The sequence below is a fragment of the Streptomyces sp. NPDC059828 genome (genome assembly GCF_042731955.1).
In the GTDB taxonomy this organism is placed as follows: domain Bacteria; phylum Actinomycetota; class Actinomycetes; order Streptomycetales; family Streptomycetaceae; genus Streptomyces.
Genome location: NZ_JBHWIW010000001.1, coordinates 234298 through 251942, shown reverse-complemented (window position 1 = coordinate 251942; position 17645 = coordinate 234298). Strand labels below are relative to the sequence as shown.

The 17645-nt window shown below is 68.7% G+C and carries 13 protein-coding genes; 8 read left to right on the top strand and 5 right to left on the bottom strand.

Annotated elements, in window-relative coordinates; translation table 11 throughout:
- Positions 1 to 119: 119 nt before the first annotated feature.
- Entirely contained in the window at positions 120 to 1136 is a 1017-nt protein-coding gene (locus ACFV6V_RS00965) for a hypothetical protein (protein ID WP_385557113.1), read from the bottom strand.
- Positions 1137 to 1157: 21 nt separating this feature from the next.
- Positions 1158 to 2000 (bottom strand): hypothetical protein, encoded by an 843-nt coding sequence (locus ACFV6V_RS00960; RefSeq protein ID WP_385557111.1) that lies wholly within the window; start codon positions 1998 to 2000, stop codon positions 1158 to 1160.
- 835 nt (positions 2001 to 2835) lie between these two features.
- Between ACFV6V_RS00960 and ACFV6V_RS00955 the strand changes: the two genes are divergently transcribed.
- Positions 2836 to 3999 (top strand): GDSL-type esterase/lipase family protein, encoded by a 1164-nt coding sequence (locus ACFV6V_RS00955; protein WP_385557108.1) that lies wholly within the window; start codon positions 2836 to 2838, stop codon positions 3997 to 3999.
- An 84-nt stretch (positions 4000 to 4083) separates the two neighbouring features.
- On the opposite strand, the gene ACFV6V_RS00950 is transcribed toward ACFV6V_RS00955, so the two are convergent.
- The 3 genes from ACFV6V_RS00950 to ACFV6V_RS00940 all read right to left on the bottom strand — a co-directional run bounded on the left by ACFV6V_RS00950 (position 4084) and on the right by ACFV6V_RS00940 (position 7461).
- Entirely contained in the window at positions 4084 to 4509 is a 426-nt protein-coding gene (locus ACFV6V_RS00950) for a chaplin (RefSeq protein ID WP_385557105.1), read from the bottom strand.
- A 235-nt stretch (positions 4510 to 4744) separates the two neighbouring features.
- The gene (locus tag ACFV6V_RS00945; RefSeq protein ID WP_385557102.1) at positions 4745 to 6313 is read right to left on the bottom strand and encodes a hypothetical protein; all 1569 of its coding nucleotides are present in this window, start codon (positions 6311 to 6313) and stop codon (positions 4745 to 4747) included.
- Positions 6314 to 6876: 563 nt separating this feature from the next.
- Positions 6877 to 7461 (bottom strand): hypothetical protein, encoded by a 585-nt coding sequence (locus tag ACFV6V_RS00940; protein ID WP_385557100.1) that lies wholly within the window; start codon positions 7459 to 7461, stop codon positions 6877 to 6879.
- A gap of 194 nt (positions 7462 to 7655) precedes the next feature.
- On the opposite strand from ACFV6V_RS00940, the gene ACFV6V_RS00935 reads away from it, so the two are divergent.
- The 7 genes from ACFV6V_RS00935 to ACFV6V_RS00905 all read left to right on the top strand — a co-directional run bounded on the left by ACFV6V_RS00935 (position 7656) and on the right by ACFV6V_RS00905 (position 17643).
- Positions 7656 to 8648: a UTP--glucose-1-phosphate uridylyltransferase gene (locus ACFV6V_RS00935; RefSeq protein ID WP_385557097.1), complete on the top strand. Its 993-nt coding sequence runs from the start codon at positions 7656 to 7658 to the stop codon at positions 8646 to 8648.
- Positions 8649 to 8766: 118 nt separating this feature from the next.
- The gene (locus ACFV6V_RS00930) at positions 8767 to 10245 is read left to right on the top strand and encodes a glycosyltransferase (RefSeq protein ID WP_385557094.1); all 1479 of its coding nucleotides are present in this window, start codon (positions 8767 to 8769) and stop codon (positions 10243 to 10245) included.
- Complete coding sequence (locus tag ACFV6V_RS00925) at positions 10242 to 12440, top strand: ArnT family glycosyltransferase (protein ID WP_385557091.1); 2199 nt, start codon at positions 10242 to 10244, stop codon at positions 12438 to 12440. The genes ACFV6V_RS00930 and ACFV6V_RS00925 overlap by 4 nt, the downstream gene beginning before the upstream one ends.
- Before the next feature lie 533 nt (positions 12441 to 12973).
- Positions 12974 to 13663, top strand: coding sequence for a peptidylprolyl isomerase (locus tag ACFV6V_RS00920; protein WP_385557088.1), 690 nt, complete (start codon positions 12974 to 12976; stop codon positions 13661 to 13663).
- Positions 13664 to 13699: 36 nt separating this feature from the next.
- Positions 13700 to 14866 carry a glycosyltransferase gene (locus ACFV6V_RS00915; protein ID WP_385557085.1) on the top strand — a complete coding sequence of 389 codons (1167 nt, stop codon included), beginning with the start codon at positions 13700 to 13702 and terminating at the stop codon, positions 14864 to 14866.
- A 221-nt stretch (positions 14867 to 15087) separates the two neighbouring features.
- Positions 15088 to 16413: a DUF2079 domain-containing protein gene (locus ACFV6V_RS00910; protein WP_385557082.1), complete on the top strand. Its 1326-nt coding sequence runs from the start codon at positions 15088 to 15090 to the stop codon at positions 16411 to 16413.
- Positions 16414 to 16644: 231 nt separating this feature from the next.
- Complete coding sequence (locus tag ACFV6V_RS00905; protein ID WP_385557079.1) at positions 16645 to 17643, top strand: glycosyltransferase family 2 protein; 999 nt, start codon at positions 16645 to 16647, stop codon at positions 17641 to 17643.
- The last annotated feature ends 2 nt before the right edge of the window (positions 17644 to 17645 follow it).

Sequence of the window (17645 nt, the reverse complement as noted above, 5' to 3'; positions counted from 1 at the left end):
ACCCCCCCCTCCCCCCCCGCCCCCCCCCCGCGCCGCCCCCGGCGCCGCCACCCCGGCCGCTGGCGGCGCCCCCGCCGCCCCCCCCCCCCCCCCCCCACTTCCGCGTCGGTCGGGTCCGGTCAGAGGTCGGCAGGTGACGGAACCCAGAAGTGCCTGAAGTAGACGTCATCGCGGCTGGGCCAGTCGTCGTCCAGGATTCCCACGGTGATGTAGGTGTCCCGGGCGTCGCTCCAGTCCAGGTGGGCCAGAGTCACGCACTCCACCTCGTCGTCGGAGTGCGGGATGGCGATCTTCCCCCAGGACCGAGTCGTGTCGCCGTCCCGGACGTTGGTGAAGTCATAGCTGTAGATGTGCTTCCTCCCGTTGGACGCCTCGGGGTAGTCGGAGGCCAGGAACAGATTCCGCCCGCCGTACCCGAAGGTGCCGCCCTGTACGTGGTGCAGGCCGCTCGGAAGACCGATCTCCTTCACCAGCAGACCGGTGTCCCTGTCGTACCCCCAGATCTTCTCGGCCCTCGGCAGGGAGTCGTCGTCCAGGATGCTCCCCGACCAGGAGCTGTAGACCAGCCTGTCGAACGAGTTGTACGCCAGCCAGGGGTTCTTCCACTTCTGAGGAGAGCGGGACCCGGACGTCCGCCCCAGCATCCTGACCTGGGAATGGGTGGTGAGGGGGTCCGGATTGATCTTCCAGATCATGGTCGGCTCCGTCCCCTCGTGAGTGGGGACGTAGACCAGCCTGCGCTCGCTGTCGTACGTGGGCGAGCCGATGTGCAGGTAGCTCGAGGGCGCACCGAGGTAACCGACAACGGTCCGCAGGTCGAAGCTGAGCTTGTAGACACGCCTGCGGTTGGCGTTCTCGTAGTTGGAGACGACGTACCAGTACCGGCCGTCGGTGCACATTCCCTGGAAGTCGACCGTCCAGTCCTGCTCGAAGGAGGAACTCTTCGCGTGCTCCCACCTGGTGATCTGGGGATCCGATGCGGCCCGCCAGGGGGAGATCAGCGACGGCGGAAGGCCGGTGGCGGTCGCCGGCGCGGCGGCGCGAGCCGTCCCGGCCGTGGAGGTGGCTGTGGCCACCGCGGCGCCAAGGGCCACGGCTCCCGTCGTCCTGAGAAAGTCCCTGCGTTCACTGCTCATCGATCGTGCTCCTGCTTCTTCTCACGGGTTCGGCATGATGGCGACGACACCTTCCAGACGCACCGTCACGGCGGGGGAGCCGTAGCGGGTGATCGCCGGGCCGTTGCCGTCGTTCGCGCCGAGGGTGTGGCTGTCCGAGGTGGTCTCCGACTGGGTCCTGATGTCGCCACCGCCCGCGGGGTTGTGGAGGATGACCGTGGGCCTGTAGGCCGTTGTGTTCTTCCCGCCCTCGGCCCCCACGACGGTCACGAAGTGGCCGCTGACGCGGTCGCCGTCGTCGTCGTACCTGCCGAGACGGGCGACGAGCATGCCCCGCCCGCCGTTGGTGAGCGCGACCAGCGTGCGGCTGATCGACGCGGCGTCCTTGTCGTCGTCCTCGAAGGAGGCGCTCAGCACACTGATCCTGCTCCCGTACCCCTTCTCTTCGACGAGGGACCGGACCCCGTCGATGAGGTCGTCCGTCGTGGTTCCCCCGGGAGAGTCCGTGTCCATCCGCTCACCCATGCGGATCATTTTGGCGGTCACCTCCGAATAGTCCGGGTCGGCGCTGGAGGTGGGGTCGTAGTCGCCGGTGAGCAAGTTCGGATATCCGTGCTTGTCCAGCCAGAACAGCGCGTTGAGCGAGGCGGCGGGGGCGCAGTACGAGCCGCCGTCGCCCGGGGCACCCGCTCGGCCCTGATCGATGTCCGGGGCGTCGCACACGCGGTAGCCCCAGGTGTTGGCGTTCAGGTAGGACGCCCTTGTGCAGCCGCTCTCCCATGACGTGGCGGCGGACGCGGTCGGCGCCAGCGCCAGTGAACCGAGAAGCGAGGCGCTCGTCAGCACACTCAGCGCGATTCCCTGTGCTGCTTTCCTGGATGTCATCCCGTTCCCCCCTTGTTGCATGCGTACCGTCGAACCTCTGTGCGGTCGATCTTGTCCTTGCGGGCGAGGGGTGGCGTGAGTAGGCGGTACTCAATGGCGGCTCACGACCCGGTGAGCGGCGAGGGGGCGCCACACGGGGAGGATGTCGAGGTGGCGTCGAGGTGGACCAAGGCCGACCGGGATTCCGTCGCCCGGTCCTACGGGATGCGCGGGCGCGGGCGCGGAGTGCGGCGAGCCTTCGGCCGGCTGCCGGGACACGTCGTGACACGCCGGGCCGGTATCAGCGCTGATCCTGGCGGTCCGGTTGAGCCTGCCGTAGGGCAACCACTACTCACGCGGCAATCGCGATCTGAGGAGCGTCGGATCGCACGGAGTGAATGAGTGGGATGGCCGGATGCGGGTGCCTTTTGCGCGGTCCTGAGCCGGTCGGTACATCTCGGTTTGGTATACAACCGCCCTCCGTCGTCCTGGCGCGGACGACGGCGGGGTCGTCCGGATCGCAGGCGGAGGGCTGATGTGTCCTTGCATCCCCTCCGTTCGGAATGCGGACGGCTGCGTCAAGTGCAGTCGCGGCGACGGGAGTTGTCGAGCACTCTGCACATCCGTGGGGGATGGCCCACCGGCGGGCTCGTAGCGCCGCCCCGGGCGACCGTCCCTCCGGTGCCAGGGCGGAAGATCCATCGCTGCCTATGAGACAGATATGAAATATCGCCGGCTACCTTGCGGTAACAAAGGGGCCGTGCCAGATTCCTCTCGCGCCCGGCCGGCGTGCGTTTCCGTCAACGCTCCGTGCTGACCCGTGAGATCGGCACGGCCAGGATGCAGGAGCATCTCCATGCCCGGATTCCACGCCATGTCCCTGCGGCGGCCCGCCGCGGTCCTCACCTCCGCCCTCGCCCTCTCCGGCACGCTCACCTGCGCTGCCGCCCCCGCACAGGCAAGCGCGTCACCTACGCAGACCGCCGTGGTGTCGATGGGGGACAGCTTCATCTCCGGGGAAGCCGGCCGGTGGCAGGGCAACAGCAACACACAGTCCGGCAGCCGCAACGGGACGGACCGCGCCTACAACGGCAAGAGCTACGACCCCACCACCGTGTACGGCGGCACCTACTCCAGCGGGTGTGACCGCTCCGACTCCGCCGAGGTGCTCAGTGCCACCGGGATCGCCGACGTGGCGATCAATCTCGCCTGCTCCGGCGCCACCACCGGCAACGTCATCCGGGCCGCCAGTGGTGGTGAGTCACTCAACGGTGAGAGACCGCAGGCCGACCAGCTCGCCACGGTCGCCGCGCAGTACCGGGTCAAGCTGATCGCGCTCTCGATCGGCGGTAACGACCTCGGCTTCAGCGACGTCATCACCAACTGCGTCGAGGACTACTCGCTCCTGTACTCCTACTGCCACGACGACCAGGGGGAGAAGGTCGACCAGCGCATGGACTCCGCGATGGCGGGCGTCGCCAAGTCCGTCCAGGAGATCCGGTCCGTGATGTGGTCCGCAGGATACGCTTCCGGCGACTATCGCATCGTCCTGCAGTCGGCCCCGTCGCCGATTCCGCGCGGCTCCGAAATCCGGTACGCGCAGAGCGGCTGGTCCAGGCTGACCACGGGGGGCTGCCCGTTCTGGAACAGGGACGCCGACTGGGCACGTGATGAGTTCATCCCGGAGTACGCCGCCGAGGTGCGGGCGGTCGCCGAGTCCGAGGGAGTCCAGTTCCTCGACCTCCAGGACATGCTCCAGGGGCGAGAGGTGTGCGCCAAGGCGACACGCCTGGCCACCTCGTCGCAGGGACCTTCGGCGACCACCAGCGAATGGGCGCGCTTCCTGGTCAGCGGGGCGGCGCAGGGAACCTTGCAGGAGTCGTTCCACCCGAACTACTACGCCCAGCGTGCCCTGGGGCGCTGCCTCGGCCTGATCCACGCGCAGCCGACAGGGGACTACGCCTGCCGGAACACAGCGGGCAAGGACGAATCGGGGATGTATCTCACCAGTGTCGCCTGAGCGTTCGCTGCGCCTGCTCAGGAACTGGCGGGTGTGTGCCGGTCCGCCGCGACGAGGTGCCACGGCGGACCGGCGCACGCATGGTCAGGAGTTGACGCAGGCGTTTCCAGCGGTCGGGTTCAGCATGCCGATCACGCTGACGGAGTTGCCGCAGGCGGCGACCGGCACGTGGACCGGCACCTGGATGACGTTGCCCGACAGGATCCCGGGGGAGCCGGTGGCAGCGCCCACGGCCATCGCGCCGTCTGACGCGCCGTCGTCGTCACTCGCGCTGCCGTTGAGACAGACATTGCCGCTGGTGCCGTTGAGCATGCTGATCACGCCGAGCGAGTTGCCGCAGGCGGCGATGGGGATGTCGATGGGCACCTGGATGACGTTGCCCGACAGGATCCCGGGGGAGTCGGCGGCCACTCCCTGCGCTCCGGTGTCGGCCGACGCGGCCGTGGCCCCGCCGATGGTGGCCGCACCGACGGCCAGGGCCACGACCGTGCTTTTGACGAGACGGAACATCGAAAACCTCCACAGTGCTTGTCGAACAGACCGCGTTCTTCGCATATCGGTCTGTTCACTTACGTATGGCTTGTTATCAGCACTTCGGTGCGTTGTCCGGAGGTTACGGGTCGCCGCGTCGCGTATGCCCCTGAACGGACCAGTGGGAAGCACCCGTTGCGGGCCTGATCGCCTTGACGCGCACCCCGGCCTGCTCGCGGCACTGCGGAGGGCCGGAGCGCGCGCAGTATGCCGGTCAGATGAACTCGACCAGCGGGAAGGAGCGGTGGAGTCGTGGCGGGGTGAGGAAGTTCTGCCGCCGGGTGGCGGTCAGGAAGCGCTCGAGACCGTTCTCGTCCTCTTCCACGTCGTTCTCCTCGGCCAGGTCGAGTGACGCCTGGTTGCTGCGCATGACGCGGAAGAACTCCGCGGTCGGCACGAACACGGTGAACTGGAGCTTCGGCTGTGCGGAGCCGTCCGGGACGTCCATGCCGTCGTAGCCCGGTCCGTCCATGCGCACATGGAGGGGCTGCCCGGAGGCGGTACGGGAGGAGCGCTGGAGGCATGACAGGTGCCCGATCCGGTGCTCGCCTTCCGGCGTACCGATGCCCTGGGCGCTGCGCAGCGCGTCGTCCGTGCCCTGGAAGGTGTTCTCCAGGAAGGCGGGACCGCCACCGTCGGTGTACTGGTCCGCGTTGCCCTCCGAGGGCGGCGGGGTGGAGCGGAACATGTACTGGACGCGCTCGGTGTACATGGCGTCGTCCCCGGGGACGCCCTTGTCGTCGACGTCGTAGAACTGCTGGAGGTCCATGATGACGTGCGAGAGGTGCTGGACCGAACCGTTGCCGAAGTAGTCGCCGGGGCGGGCGGTGGTCAGCGAGCTCGACTGGAAGGTGACGGCGCCGGCGGGGCTGGTACCGGAGGTCTGCTGGTCGGCGAAGCCCATCCACATCGGCGAGCGCGGGTTGACCATGAACGCGTAGACCAGTCTGTTGGCGTCGGCCACCTTCCTCGGCAGGCCGATCTGGGTGAACATCGCCCTGCTGGAGGTGAAGGTCAGCAGGTCGGAGAGGAGCGGCGAGGTCTGCGGCCGGCCGGCCAGTCTGTTGCTGCCGCCCAGCCACCTCAGGACGTCCTGGATGTTGGCGGCGTTGTCGCTGCGCAAGGTGAACAGCAGGTCGTTGCCCTCGATGGACACCGGCACGTTGAACCGACGCTTGGTGATCCGCGGATTCGCCGGGGAGACGTCGGTGGGGCCGGCTACGGCCTCTTCCAGCACGTAGCGTCTGGTCGAGGATCTCAGGCGCGGCATGTACGCCGAAACCAGCGGTCCGTGGAGCCCCCCGGGCATCTTGCCGAAGTACGGCAGTCCGTAGCCGACGAAGGTGAACACACCCGACGGGGAGAAGGCGTAGGCGCGCTCGATGGTCGAGAGCGCGGAGCTCAGTCTGATCTGGTCGCCGCGGGTGGGCGGGCGCAGCAGCCGTGCCGTCGCGAAGACCGTGTGGACCGGGCCCATCTGGACCTCGATGCCGTCGACCGTGGTGACGGGGCCGACGTAGTCCGCTATGTCGAACTGGATGTCGGGTAGGACGGCCGCCGCCGCGGCAGGGGCGGCTGCTGCCGCGGACGTCATTCTGGTCGGTACCACCGAGGAGTTCTTGAGTACCTCGAGCGCCGCCACCGCGGCGGCGAGCGCGCCACCCCGCAGCACTCCACGGCGGGTGGGACTTGTGAGGTGTGCTGCACCTGCCCCGCCGTCGTGGCCGCCGGGAGGGGCAGGGGCCGGCTTGGCCTCCGGCGCGGAGCGTTGGGACTCATCCATGACGTCTTCCAATCCTTGGGGCGCAGATGTGAGGGGATGTACGGCCGGGACGAAACACGCTGCGTGATCTGCTCCAGCGCAGGCGTGATGACGTGTACATGACAGATTTCGCCGTGTGTGGTGACCGCTGGATTTCGTGCCTGCCTTGTGCTGCCGAACGGAGCCCGGGTGGAGTGACGCGAATGTAGGGCTGACGTGGATGCGCCGGCACTGTGAATACCGGCCAAGGAGCCCGCTGTGAGCTGGTGAGGAGTCAGCTGTGAATCGGCTCGCGGCTCTTCACTTCGATGCCGGGATCTGCATGACCGGCACTGGCCGCAGATACTCCGGGGATGGACTCCGATCGCGGTGCCGGACCTCGCACGGCGAGGCCGGGCGCGCCTTGAGCGGGCGGCTGCACGCCCCCGGAGCGTAGGCGATCGTAGATCGCCCGGGCCGGGCGTGTGGCCGGATGGGCACCCCAGGCTGCCGCGCCCGGACGAGCGGTGTTCCGGACCGGCGGCCCCATGCGCCGAAGCACCCGGGCCGGCCGCCCGGGTGCTTCGGATCGGTTCGGTCGCCGGTCAGTGGACGAGATGCACCGTGAGCTCGGTCTCCGGCCCACTCGTGTTGGTGGCGTCGACATAGCCCTGGGCCGTGCGGTAGCGCCCGGTGCCTCCCGTGACCGCCAGGGTGATGCGTCCGGGCGCGGGGTCGGAGTCGGCGACAGGGCCGGCAACGGCGCCCGTTTCGGAGCCGGGCACGGTGAACACGCCCTGCAGGGTGATCTGCCCCTCGGGCAGCGTCAGGGTGACCTGGCACTGGAAGGCGTTCGGGCCGTCGGATCCCGGACGGGTCACCGTGCAGACCTCGTCGAACTGCCCCACCTCGCTGCTGGACTTGAGGAGGTTGCCGGTGGCGACGAGCTGGTCGCCCTGGCTGCTCCCCGGAGGATCCACGTCAATGAAGGTGAGCTGGGTCGGCACCGCCGTCAGTTTGATGTTCTCCGTCTTGTCGCGGGGCGGCTTGGGATAGCCGGTGTCAGGGCTCGGGGTGGTGGCCACCGCCGCGGAAGCGCAGCAGAGAGCGGTGGCCAGACCGGTGGCCGCGCTCAGACCAAGACGTATGACATGGCGCATGGTGCGTCTCCTGGTGAGGAATGCGGGCATGTGACCGTGTGTCACCCGAGGGCCCGCTTCCCGGTCAGCATCCGTGAGGCGGCAGGCCCCAGCCACCCCAGACGGGCATCCAGGTGAGGTGCCGATCAGCGGCGGATCCCGGTGACCGGCACCGGCGCGAACACATGGGTCCACCCCAGGTGCCCCACAGGTCGCGCCTAACCTCGCGGGTGAATGTGGCGTCCATGAACGCAACCACCTCCACCGCCCTCTCCGCCGCGACCGCGCCCGAGGCGACCGCCACGGTGACCAAGGCGGTGATCCCTGTGGCCGGACTGGGCACGCGGTTCCTGCCGGCGACGAAGGCGACTCCCAAGGAGATGCTGCCGGTCGTCGACAAGCCGGCGATCCAGTACGTCGTCGAAGAAGCGGCGGCCGCCGGGCTCGAGGACGTCCTCATGATCACGGGGCGTAACAAGCGGGCGGTGGAGGACCACTTCGACAGCAACACGGAGCTGGAGCACGCGCTCACCGCCAAGGGCGACACCGCCCGCCTGGACGCTGTGCGCCGAGTGAACCGACTGGCTCATATGCACCACGTGCGCCAGGGCGAACCGCTCGGCCTCGGCCATGCCGTCCTGTGCGCGCGCAGCCACGTCGGCAACGAGCCCTTCGCCGTACTCCTGGGAGACGACCTCATCGGCCCCGGCGAGGGGCTGCTCGAGCAGATGCTGCGGGTGCGAGCACGCCATGGCGGCAGCGTCGTTGCCCTGATGGAGGTGGCGCCCGACCAGACCCACCTCTACGGATGCGCGGCCGTCGAGCCGGCCGACGAGGCCGGCCACGCGGATGGTCCGGACCACGCGGAGGGTGCCGGTGATCCGCTCGTACGGGTGCTCGACCTCGTCGAGAAGCCGGCCCATGGGGCAGCCCCCAGCACCTACGCGGTGATCGGCCGCTACGTCCTTGACCCGGCCGTATTCGACCTGCTGGAGACGGCCGAACCCGGTCACGGCGGTGAGATCCAGCTGACTGACGCACTCAGGGAGCTGGCGATCTCGGGCGACCACCCCGTGCACGGCGTGATCTTCTCCGGCCGCCGTTTCGACACAGGCGACCGCGCCTCCTACCTCCGCACGATCGTCGAGCTCGCCTGCGAGCGCCCCGACCTGGGGCCCGACTTCCGGCGCTGGCTGACGGACTTCGTACGAGCAGGCCGCGGGGCCGTGACGGCGTGACGGACCGGCCCGCCAGCCCCTGGCCCGCAAGACCGGGATCAGGGCGCCAACGGGACTCACAGGCGCCGCACAGCTTCACCACACCGATGTGACAGGGCACTACTGGAGGGTCGGAACCATGCACACGGACTCCTGGATGGGAATTCTCCCCGCGCGGGAGCACATCCCCGTAGCGACGCCCGGACCACCCGTTCTCGACGTGGTGATACCGGTCCACAACGAGGAGAAGGACATCGAAGGGTGCGTGCGCCGACTGCACGAGCACCTGGTGCGCACCTTCCCCTACGACTTCCGTATCACCGTCGCGGACAACGCCTCCACCGACCGCACCCCGGAGATCGCCGCCCGGCTGGCGCGCGAGGTCGCCGAGGTGAGCCTGTTCCGTCTGGAGCTAAAGGGTCGCGGACGTGCCCTGCGCACCGTCTGGGGAGCCTCCGACGCGCCGGTCCTGGCCTACATGGACGTCGACCTCTCGACGGACCTCAACGCGCTGTTCCCGCTGGTCGCACCGCTGATCTCCGGCCACTCCGACCTCGCGGTCGGCACCCGGCTGGCCGGTGGCTCCCGGGTCGTGCGCGGCCCGAAGCGGGAGTTCATCTCCCGGGCCTACAACCAGATCCTGCGCCGTTCGCTCAGCGCCCGCTTCTCCGACGCGCAGTGCGGATTCAAGGCGATCCGTCGCGAGGTGGCACAGGTGCTGCTGCCCCTGGTCCAGGACACCAACTGGTTCTTCGACACCGAGATGCTCGTGGTCGCCGAGCGCGCCGGGCTGCGGATCCACGAGGTCCCGGTCGACTGGATCGACGACCCGAACTCGAGCGTGAACATCGTCAGGACCGCGACCGAGGACCTCAAGGGCGTCTGGCGGGTCGGCAAGGCACTCGCCACCGGCAAGATCGCGCTGCACCGGCTGCGCCGCCCGTTCGGCGACGACCCCCGGGACACGGAACTGCCCGGCGTCCCGACGGGGCTCGCCCGCCAGCTCGTCGGCTTCTGCATGGTCGGCGCCCTGTCCACCGCCTTCTACCTGGTGCTGTACTCCCTCTTCCGGCTCGGCATGGGCGCCCAGGCCGCCAACGCACTCGCCCTGCTGGTGTCGGCTGTCGCCAACACGGCGGCCAATCGTCGGCTGACCTTCGGTGTACGCGGACGTGAGCATGCGCTGCGGCACCAGGCCCAGGGCCTGCTGGTCTTCGCGGTCGGCCTGTTGCTGACCAGCGGCTCGCTCGCGGCACTCGACGCCGCGGGGGGCAAGACCTCGCACGCTGCCGAGCTCACCGTCCTGATCGTCGCCAACCTCGCCGCGACCCTCGTGCGGTTCCTGCTGCTGCGCACCTGGGTCTTCGCCCAGGGCAGCCGAGGAGCCCATGCGCGGACCGCACCGTCATCCGAGCCGGTTTCCCACGACCGGGAACCGCGCCACCCCCTGGACGAGACAACCCCGATCGTCTACCGCCCTCTGCCGCACTACTACGCGGACGCCGCCTCGCCCGACGGCGACGCACAGCACGGCCGCGCCGACGACGCCGCGGAGACGAGCTGGACCGCCACCGCACGACCGCGCCCCGACGGCCACACAGCAAGGAACACACGATGACCACCGCACCCTCCGACCGCATCGAGACCGGCCCACCGCCGCACCGGGATGACGACCCCGTCGTGACCCCGGCCCGGCACGCCCGGGGCGGCGCCCTCCTGACCCGGCTGAGGCAGGGCAGGCCCGGTGACCCCCGCTGGGCGCGTCCCGCCCTGATCGGGCTGCTGCTGGCCACCGGACTGCTGTACCTGTGGAACCTCAGCGCCTCCGGGTGGGCGAACTCCTACTACACCGCGGCCGCCCAGGCGGGCAGCGTGAGCGGGAAGGCGTTCCTGTTCGGCTCGCTCGACGGCGCGAACTCGATCACGGTCGACAAACCCCCGGCCTCGCTGTGGCCGATGGACCTGTCGGTGTGGATCTTCGGACTGAACTCGTGGTCGATCCTCGTCCCCGAGGTGATCATGGGCGTACTGACCGTGGCCGTGGTGTACACCGCGGTACGGCGCCAGTCCGGGCCCGGGGCCGGGCTGCTTGCCGGTGCGGTCCTCGCGCTGACGCCGGTCGCCGCGCTCATGTTCCGCTACAACAACCCTGACGCGCTCCTGGCACTCCTGCTCGCGCTCAGCGTGTACTTCGTGCAGCGGGCACTGGAAGGCGGTCGCACGAAGTGGCTGGTGTGGGCGGGCGTCGCGATCGGGTTCGCCTTCCTGACCAAGCAGCTCCAGGCGGTCCTGGTGCTGCCGCCGCTCGCGCTGGTCTACGCCGTCTGCGCACCGGTCAAGCCGCTCAAGCGGCTGTGGCAGCTGCTGGCCGCCGGGCTCGCGATGGTCGTCGCGGGCGGCTGGTGGGTCGCCCTGGTCGAGCTCTGGCCCGAGTCGTCCCGCCCCTACATCGGCGGTTCGACGGACAACTCCTTCCTGGAACTGACCTTCGGCTACAACGGCCTGAGCCGCGTCAGCGGCAACACCGGCAGCGGTACCGGAGGCGGTCCCGGTGGTGGCGGTTTCGGCAACACGGGCGAAACCGGAATCGACAGGCTGTTCAACGACGGCCTCGGCGGCCAGATCTCCTGGCTGCTGCCGGCCGCACTGATCCTGCTGGGCGCGGGCCTGATCCTCACCCGCAAGGCCGGACGGGCGGACGCGACCCGCGCCGCCTTCCTGGTCTGGGGCGGCGCGCTGCTCACGAGCGCCGTGGTCTTCAGCTACGCCTCGGGTGTCTTCCACGAGTACTACACGGTCGCCCTCGCCCCCTACCTCGCCGTCCTGATCGGTATGGGCGTGGCCATCCTGTGGCGGGAGCGCCCCGGCACCAAATGGGCCGTGCCGGTCCTCGGCACCACGGTCGCCGTGACGGCGGTGTGGGGACACGTCCTCCTCGGCCGCACCAGTGACTACGGGCCGCTGAAGTGGCTGGTGCTCGTCGCAGGTATCGCCGCGGCCGTGGGGCTTCTGTTCACCGGCAAGCTGGGGCGGCGCGCGGTGCTCGGTGTCGCGGGTCTCGCTGTCGCCGCATCGCTGGCGGGTCCGTTCGCCTACACCCTGACCACGCTCAACTCCGTGCACACGGGCGGAATGCCCACGGCCGGACCCGCTTCGTCCCGCATGTTCGGCGGCGGGCGCGGCGGCGGCATGGGCCAGCCCCCGTCCGGCGTGGGCCAAGAGCAGAACCAGGGTATGGGGCAGAGCGTGGGACAGGGGCAGGGTGTGCCTGGCTATGGCGGTACGGGGCAGCAGCCTCCCGGCGGCATGGGCCAGCCGCCGGCCGGTATCGAGCCTCCGTCGGGCATGCAGCCGCCGTCCGGTAGGGGACAAGGCCAGAACCAGGGACAGGGACAGAATCAGGGCCAGGGCCAGGGGAGGCCCGGTGGCGGCATGGGCGGGCCCGGCGGCGAGAGCCAGTCCGTCAGCAGCGAGGTCAAGGAACTGCTGCTGAAGGACGCGAGCAAGTACACCTGGGTCGCGGCTGGACTCAGCTCACATGCGACGGGCTCCTACCAGATCGCCACCGAGAAGCCGGTGATGGCGATCGGCGGATTCAACGGAAACGACCCGTCCCCGACGCTGGTCGGCTTCAAGTCGCTGGTGGACGAGGGAGCGATCCACTACTTCATCGTCGGAGGCTCCCAGGGCCCGGGCGGCGGCAGCGGTGACAGCGCCGGCAGCCAGATCAGCACCTGGGTGCAGGCGAACTTCAAGAAGGTCACGGTGGGCGACACGACCCTCTACGACCTGACCCAGCAGACCACCTCCTGAGAACACCTCGCGGACGGCGGCCGAGTGCCGCCGTCCGCGAGGGCGTCTCCGCACCCGCCGTCGAAAGGGCCACCCCAAAGGACAGGACATGCTCGAGCACCCCTGCACCGCGGGTTGCTACGGCGGCACCGCGACGGTGGTGTCCACACAGGCGCGGCAGCCGGAACACCCGGACAGCAGGAAAGCGGTGCGCCATGCCCATCGCGGCTCATCTCACGAGCTCCGCGAGCGGCCCACCACTGCGCGTCCGTCGGATCGCTCACCGCGCTTGCCGGGGCTGCGAAACCGCCGTACAGGTGGCGTCGATCGCTCCACGATTCATCGCGGGGGGTTACCCGAGCGGCAGACAGAGATGTCACCCGGTCGGGTCGGATCGGGTGACATAGCGTCATGGCTGGCGGTGCTCGGGGTAAGACGTGTGTAGGTCTGTGTCTACCTTCACCCCACAGACCGAGGCGCAGATGTCGCAGATGCCCGAGAGCGAACGGCAGCCGGAGCCGGAATCCGCCGCAGAGCCGCAAGGAAGTCACGCCGTGCCGCATGGCGCCCCGGACGTGATCCGGCGTGGCAAGACCGTACTCGCCGTCACCCTGGGGTGCGCGGTGCTGACATGGACCGCGGTCGCACTCACCGAGGAACACGCCGAAGCCAGACCCGTTGCCCTGGTGCCGGCGTCATGCGCGTACACGCTCAGCGACCCCGCCCACCGGGTGTCCCTGCCGCCCACCGACCCCAAGACGGCCAGCCGTCCGTACACCGTGACGCTGGGCACCAACATGGGCGCCGTCGTCTTCGAGTCCTTCGGCGGCAGCGCGCCCTGCGCCACGAATTCCTTCGTCCATCTCGCCCGTAATGGCTATTACAGCGGCAGCACCTGCCATCGCGTGTCCACCCGGCAGATTTTCGTACTGGAATGCGGGGATCCCGCCGGAGAAGGTACCGCCGACCCCGGCTACTACTTCAAGGACGAGAACCTGATGGGGGCGACCTACAAAGCCGGCACCGTGGCGATGTCCAAGGTGGTTCCCGGGCGCAATGGCAGCCAGTTCTTCATCAGCTATGCCGACCCCCAGGTCCGGATGCCCGAGTCGTGGACCCCGTTCGGAAGGGTGATCCGGGGGCTCGATGTTCTGAAGGAGATCGGGGCGAAGGGCACTCGGAGCGGGACGCCTGACGGCAAGCCCAAGGATCCCGTGGTAATCGAATCGGTGACCGTCAAGTAAGGGCCTGCAGTCCGCAGTGGCACCCGTGAGGAGATCATGAAGCCGTCCATTTGCCTGTGCATGATCGTCAAGAACGAGTCGAAAGTCATCGAGCGCTGTCTGTCCGCGGTGAAAGGGCTCATCGACACCTGGGTCATTTCCGACACCGGCTCCACCGATGGGACCCAGGACCTGATCCGATCGGTGCTCGACGGAATTCCGGGGGAGTTGCATGAAGAGCCCTGGGTGAATTTCGGGCACAACCGCACCCTGAACATCCAGCACGCCCGCGGCAAGGCCGACTACGTGCTGCTGCTGGACGCGGACCTGGAACTGCAGTGCGTCGGTGAACTTCCCCCGCTGACCGCCGACGCGTACATGCTGCGTCATGACTGCGACACGTCGTACCGAATCCGGCGGCTGGTCCGCGGTGATCTGCCGTGGCGGTACGAAGGTGTCACCCACGAGTTCCTCACCTGCGACCAGGACGTGCGCCAGGAGAACATCGACGCCCTGGTGATTCGTGACCATGGTGACGGCGGATCCAAGCACGACAAGTTCGAGCGCGATGCACGGCTGCTCAGCGTGGAGCTCCAGCGTGATCCGGACAATTCACGCACGGTGTTCTACCTGGCACAGACCATGCGGGACCTGGGGCGGAACACCGAGGCCATCGAGTTGTACGAACGCCGGGCCGCCATGGGGGGATGGGTGGAGGAGGTGTACTTCTCCCTGCTCCAGGTGGGCATCCTCGAGGCGGCCAACTCCAATTGGCCGTACGCGGTGGAGGCGTTCACCAAGGCCTGGGAGGCCCGCCCGCAGCGCCTCGAGGCCTGCTATGAACTGGCCTCGCGCCTGCGGAAGATGAGGCGCTACCACACGGCGTTCGCGTTGTTGAGAAGTGCCGTCGGCAGGGCCATGCCCTCGGAGGACATCCTGTTCACCCAGCCCTGGGTGTACCGGTGGGGACTCGTCTTCGAGTACTCGATCAACGCCTACTGGGTCGGGGCCTACGACCAGTCCGTCGCTGCCTGCGACGCACTGCTGTCCCTGCCCGACCTCCCCGAGCACATTCGCGAACAGGTCGTGAAGAACAAGGCGTTCGCGGTCGAGAAATACGCCGAGCACCGGCCCGGAAAGCAGCCGGCGCAGCAGGCCGAAGTACAGGCCGAGAAGCAGCCGGAGCCCCAGGCGTCCCGCAAGCCCCAGCCGGTATCCGGCTGACGTTCCCCGTCCGCTCCCGCGGCCCGGTTCGCCGGGCCGCGGACTCGGTCCGCCCCACCCACCAGAGAGCAGGCTTGGTCATGAACGCGCTGTCCCACGGCACCCTTCGGCCACGGATGCCGGCAGTCCTTCCCAAGCGGAAGCCTGCGGCGGGCACCTCCCGAGGCGAGGAGCGTGGCGCCGGCTGGCAGATCTGGAGCCTGGCGGGCGTTCTGTTTTTCATGTACATGTTGCTGTCTCTGCGCATCCACGAGCGGATGATGTCGAACAGCTTCGATCTGGCGATCTTCGAGCAGGTCGTCCGCTCCTACGCGCACGGCAGACTCCCCGTGTCGGAGGTCAAGGGTCCGGACTTCCCGGTCCTGGGCGACCACTTCTCACCCATTCTCGCCACCATCGCTCCCCTCTACTGGCTGTGGCCCACGGTCAAGACGCTGCTGGTGGTGCAGGCGGCACTCGTGGCCGTGAGCGTCATCCCGCTGGCCGTGTGGGTGCGCCGGACGCTGGGGCTGACCGCTGCCCTGGTCATCGGAGCCGCCTATGGGCTGTCCTGGGGCGTCGCGAGCGCGGTGGGCTTCGACTTTCACGAAGTGGCGTTCGCCGCACCCTTCCTGGCCTGTTCGCTGGCAGCGCTCGGTCAGGAGCGACTGCGCGCCGCGGCGTGGTGGGCCATGCCGTTGCTGCTGGTCAAGGAGGATCTGGGGCTTGCGGTCTGCATCATCGGCCTGCTCATCGCGCGGCGCGGCGAGCGCCGGATCGGTCTCATCACGGCGGGTATCGGCCTGGTTGCCTCTGTCCTGACGGTGCTCGTGATCCTTCCCGCGTTCAGCCCCACAGGCGGCTACGGCCACTGGTCGGGTCTTGAGAGCGCCACTGCCGAGGGCAGCGGCTTGGGCTCCCTTCTGTTCCGCGGCACCATCGGCGTCATCACCCCCATGGAAAAGGCGTCGACCCTTCTGCTCTCACTCGCGCCGACGCTGTTCCTGGCGCTTCGGTCACCGCTGATCCTGGTCGCGGTGCCCACTTTCGCCTGGCGGTTCGTCTCCTATTACATGGCGAACTGGGGAGTCAGCTACCACTACTCCCTGGTCGTGATGACCATCGTCTTCGCGGCGTTCATCGACGCGCTCGTCCGGCGCCGTCCGGGAATGGGGAGTCTGCGGCGCTATCTGGCAGGGGCCGCGGCGGTGGCGTTGCTCCTCCTCCCGCAGTTCCCGCTCTGGAAGCTGGTCCAGCCGGCCACCTGGCAGAGTGATCCGCGCATCGGCGCGGCACGTGACGTGATGCGCCTGATCCCCGACGGTGCCACGGTGCAGGCGTCCACCTTCCTGGTCCCCCAACTCGCCGACCGCACAAGGGTGAGCCTCTTCGGCTGGGGCGACAGCCGCCCCAACCCGCAGTGGATCCTGGTGGACACCCTCGTGGAGCAGAACCGCCGCTGGCCGCTGTCGTTCTTCCAGGAACGGGACGCGCTGGACGCGGCTCGGGCCCGGGGCTACTCCACGGTGACCAACCACTTCGGTTTCGTGCTGCTGCGCCGCTCCTGAAGTGCCGCAGCCTGCAAGGCGCCCCGGCCGACGGCCTGCTCTCGGGCACGCCCGCGTCCAGCTCGAGTGGCTGATCGCTCCCGGGGTTCTGCCGACAGGTTGCTCTCCACGAGGTGTACCCGGCCCCGCCTCCTGGGGGCCGGGTACACCCGTGTCCGGACCGGTGCGTAGGCCATCCGCGTGAAGCTGGAGCCGCTCAGGGAAACGCCCGTCCGTTCCCGGCGGCCCCGGATGTTCACTGAGCATGTGTCAGACACCCGGATTTCCGTCATCGTGCCGTGCTTCAACGAGAGCGAGGTCATCGACACCTTCCACAGCGCCCTGACCGCCGTGCTGGAGCAGACCACCGAGCGCTACGAGATCTGTTACGTCGACGACGGCAGCAGCGACGGGACCCTGGAAAAGCTGCGTCGGCTCGCCGCTTGCGCACCGCAGGTGCGCTACACCTCGTTCAGCCGGAACTTCGGCAAGGAGGCCGCGATGTTCGCGGGGATGCGCATGTCCCTGGGGGCCGCGGTGATCCTGATGGACGCCGATCTCCAGCATCCGCCCGGACTGCTCCCTCGCATGCTGGAACTGCACCGGCATGGCTACGACCAGGTGATCGCCCAACGCGACCGCACGGGCGAAGGGGCACTGCGCACCGCTGCCAGCCGCACCTACTACCGGCTGGTGCACCACTTCATGGATGTCGCGCTCGTCGACGGCGCAGGTGATTTCCGCCTGCTGTCGCGCCGCGCGGTCGACGCACTGCTGCTGCTTCCGGAGAACAACCGCTTCTCGAAGGGGCTCTTCTGCTGGATCGGGTTCGACACGGTCAGCTTCACCTACCAAAACGCCCCCAGGGCCGGTGGGCGTTCCAAATGGGGCGGCCGGCGCCTGCTCGAGTACGGCATCGACGGTCTGCTGTCCTTCAACAGCCGCCCGCTCCGGCTGGCGATCCACGCCGGACTCTCGCTGTTCCTGTCCGCCGTCGCCTACGCGCTGTGGATCGCCGTGAGCGCCGTACTCAACGGAGTCGACACGCCCGGTTACGCCACGTTGGTCGCCGTCATCGTCGCACTCAGCGGAATCCAGCTCGCCACCCTCGGCGTCGTCGGAGAGTACGTCGGACGGATCTACCACGAGTCCAAGCGGCGCCCCCACTATCTGGTGCGCGAGACGGACGACACGTTCCACGACGCACCCGGCTCGCTGCCGGTGACGGTTGCGGCGACCCGTTCCGGGTAGGC

Bases quoted from the DNA above. Each gene is read 5' to 3' on its own strand.
- ACFV6V_RS00965 (WP_385557113.1), bottom strand. From the start codon at position 1,136: ATGAGCAGTGAACGCAGGGACTTTCTCAGGACGACGGGAGCCGTGGCC.
- ACFV6V_RS00960 (WP_385557111.1), bottom strand. From the start codon at position 2,000: ATGACATCCAGGAAAGCAGCACAGGGAATCGCGCTGAGTGTGCTGACG.
- ACFV6V_RS00955 (WP_385557108.1), top strand. From the start codon at position 2,836: ATGCCCGGATTCCACGCCATGTCCCTGCGGCGGCCCGCCGCGGTCCTC.
- ACFV6V_RS00950 (WP_385557105.1), bottom strand. From the start codon at position 4,509: ATGTTCCGTCTCGTCAAAAGCACGGTCGTGGCCCTGGCCGTCGGTGCG.
- ACFV6V_RS00945 (WP_385557102.1), bottom strand. From the start codon at position 6,313: ATGGATGAGTCCCAACGCTCCGCGCCGGAGGCCAAGCCGGCCCCTGCC.
- ACFV6V_RS00940 (WP_385557100.1), bottom strand. From the start codon at position 7,461: ATGCCCGCATTCCTCACCAGGAGACGCACCATGCGCCATGTCATACGT.
- ACFV6V_RS00935 (WP_385557097.1), top strand. From the start codon at position 7,656: ATGAACGCAACCACCTCCACCGCCCTCTCCGCCGCGACCGCGCCCGAG.
- ACFV6V_RS00930 (WP_385557094.1), top strand. From the start codon at position 8,767: ATGCACACGGACTCCTGGATGGGAATTCTCCCCGCGCGGGAGCACATC.
- ACFV6V_RS00925 (WP_385557091.1), top strand. From the start codon at position 10,242: ATGACCACCGCACCCTCCGACCGCATCGAGACCGGCCCACCGCCGCAC.
- ACFV6V_RS00915 (WP_385557085.1), top strand. From the start codon at position 13,700: ATGAAGCCGTCCATTTGCCTGTGCATGATCGTCAAGAACGAGTCGAAA.
- ACFV6V_RS00910 (WP_385557082.1), top strand. From the start codon at position 15,088: ATGTACATGTTGCTGTCTCTGCGCATCCACGAGCGGATGATGTCGAAC.
- ACFV6V_RS00905 (WP_385557079.1), top strand. From the start codon at position 16,645: ATGTTCACTGAGCATGTGTCAGACACCCGGATTTCCGTCATCGTGCCG.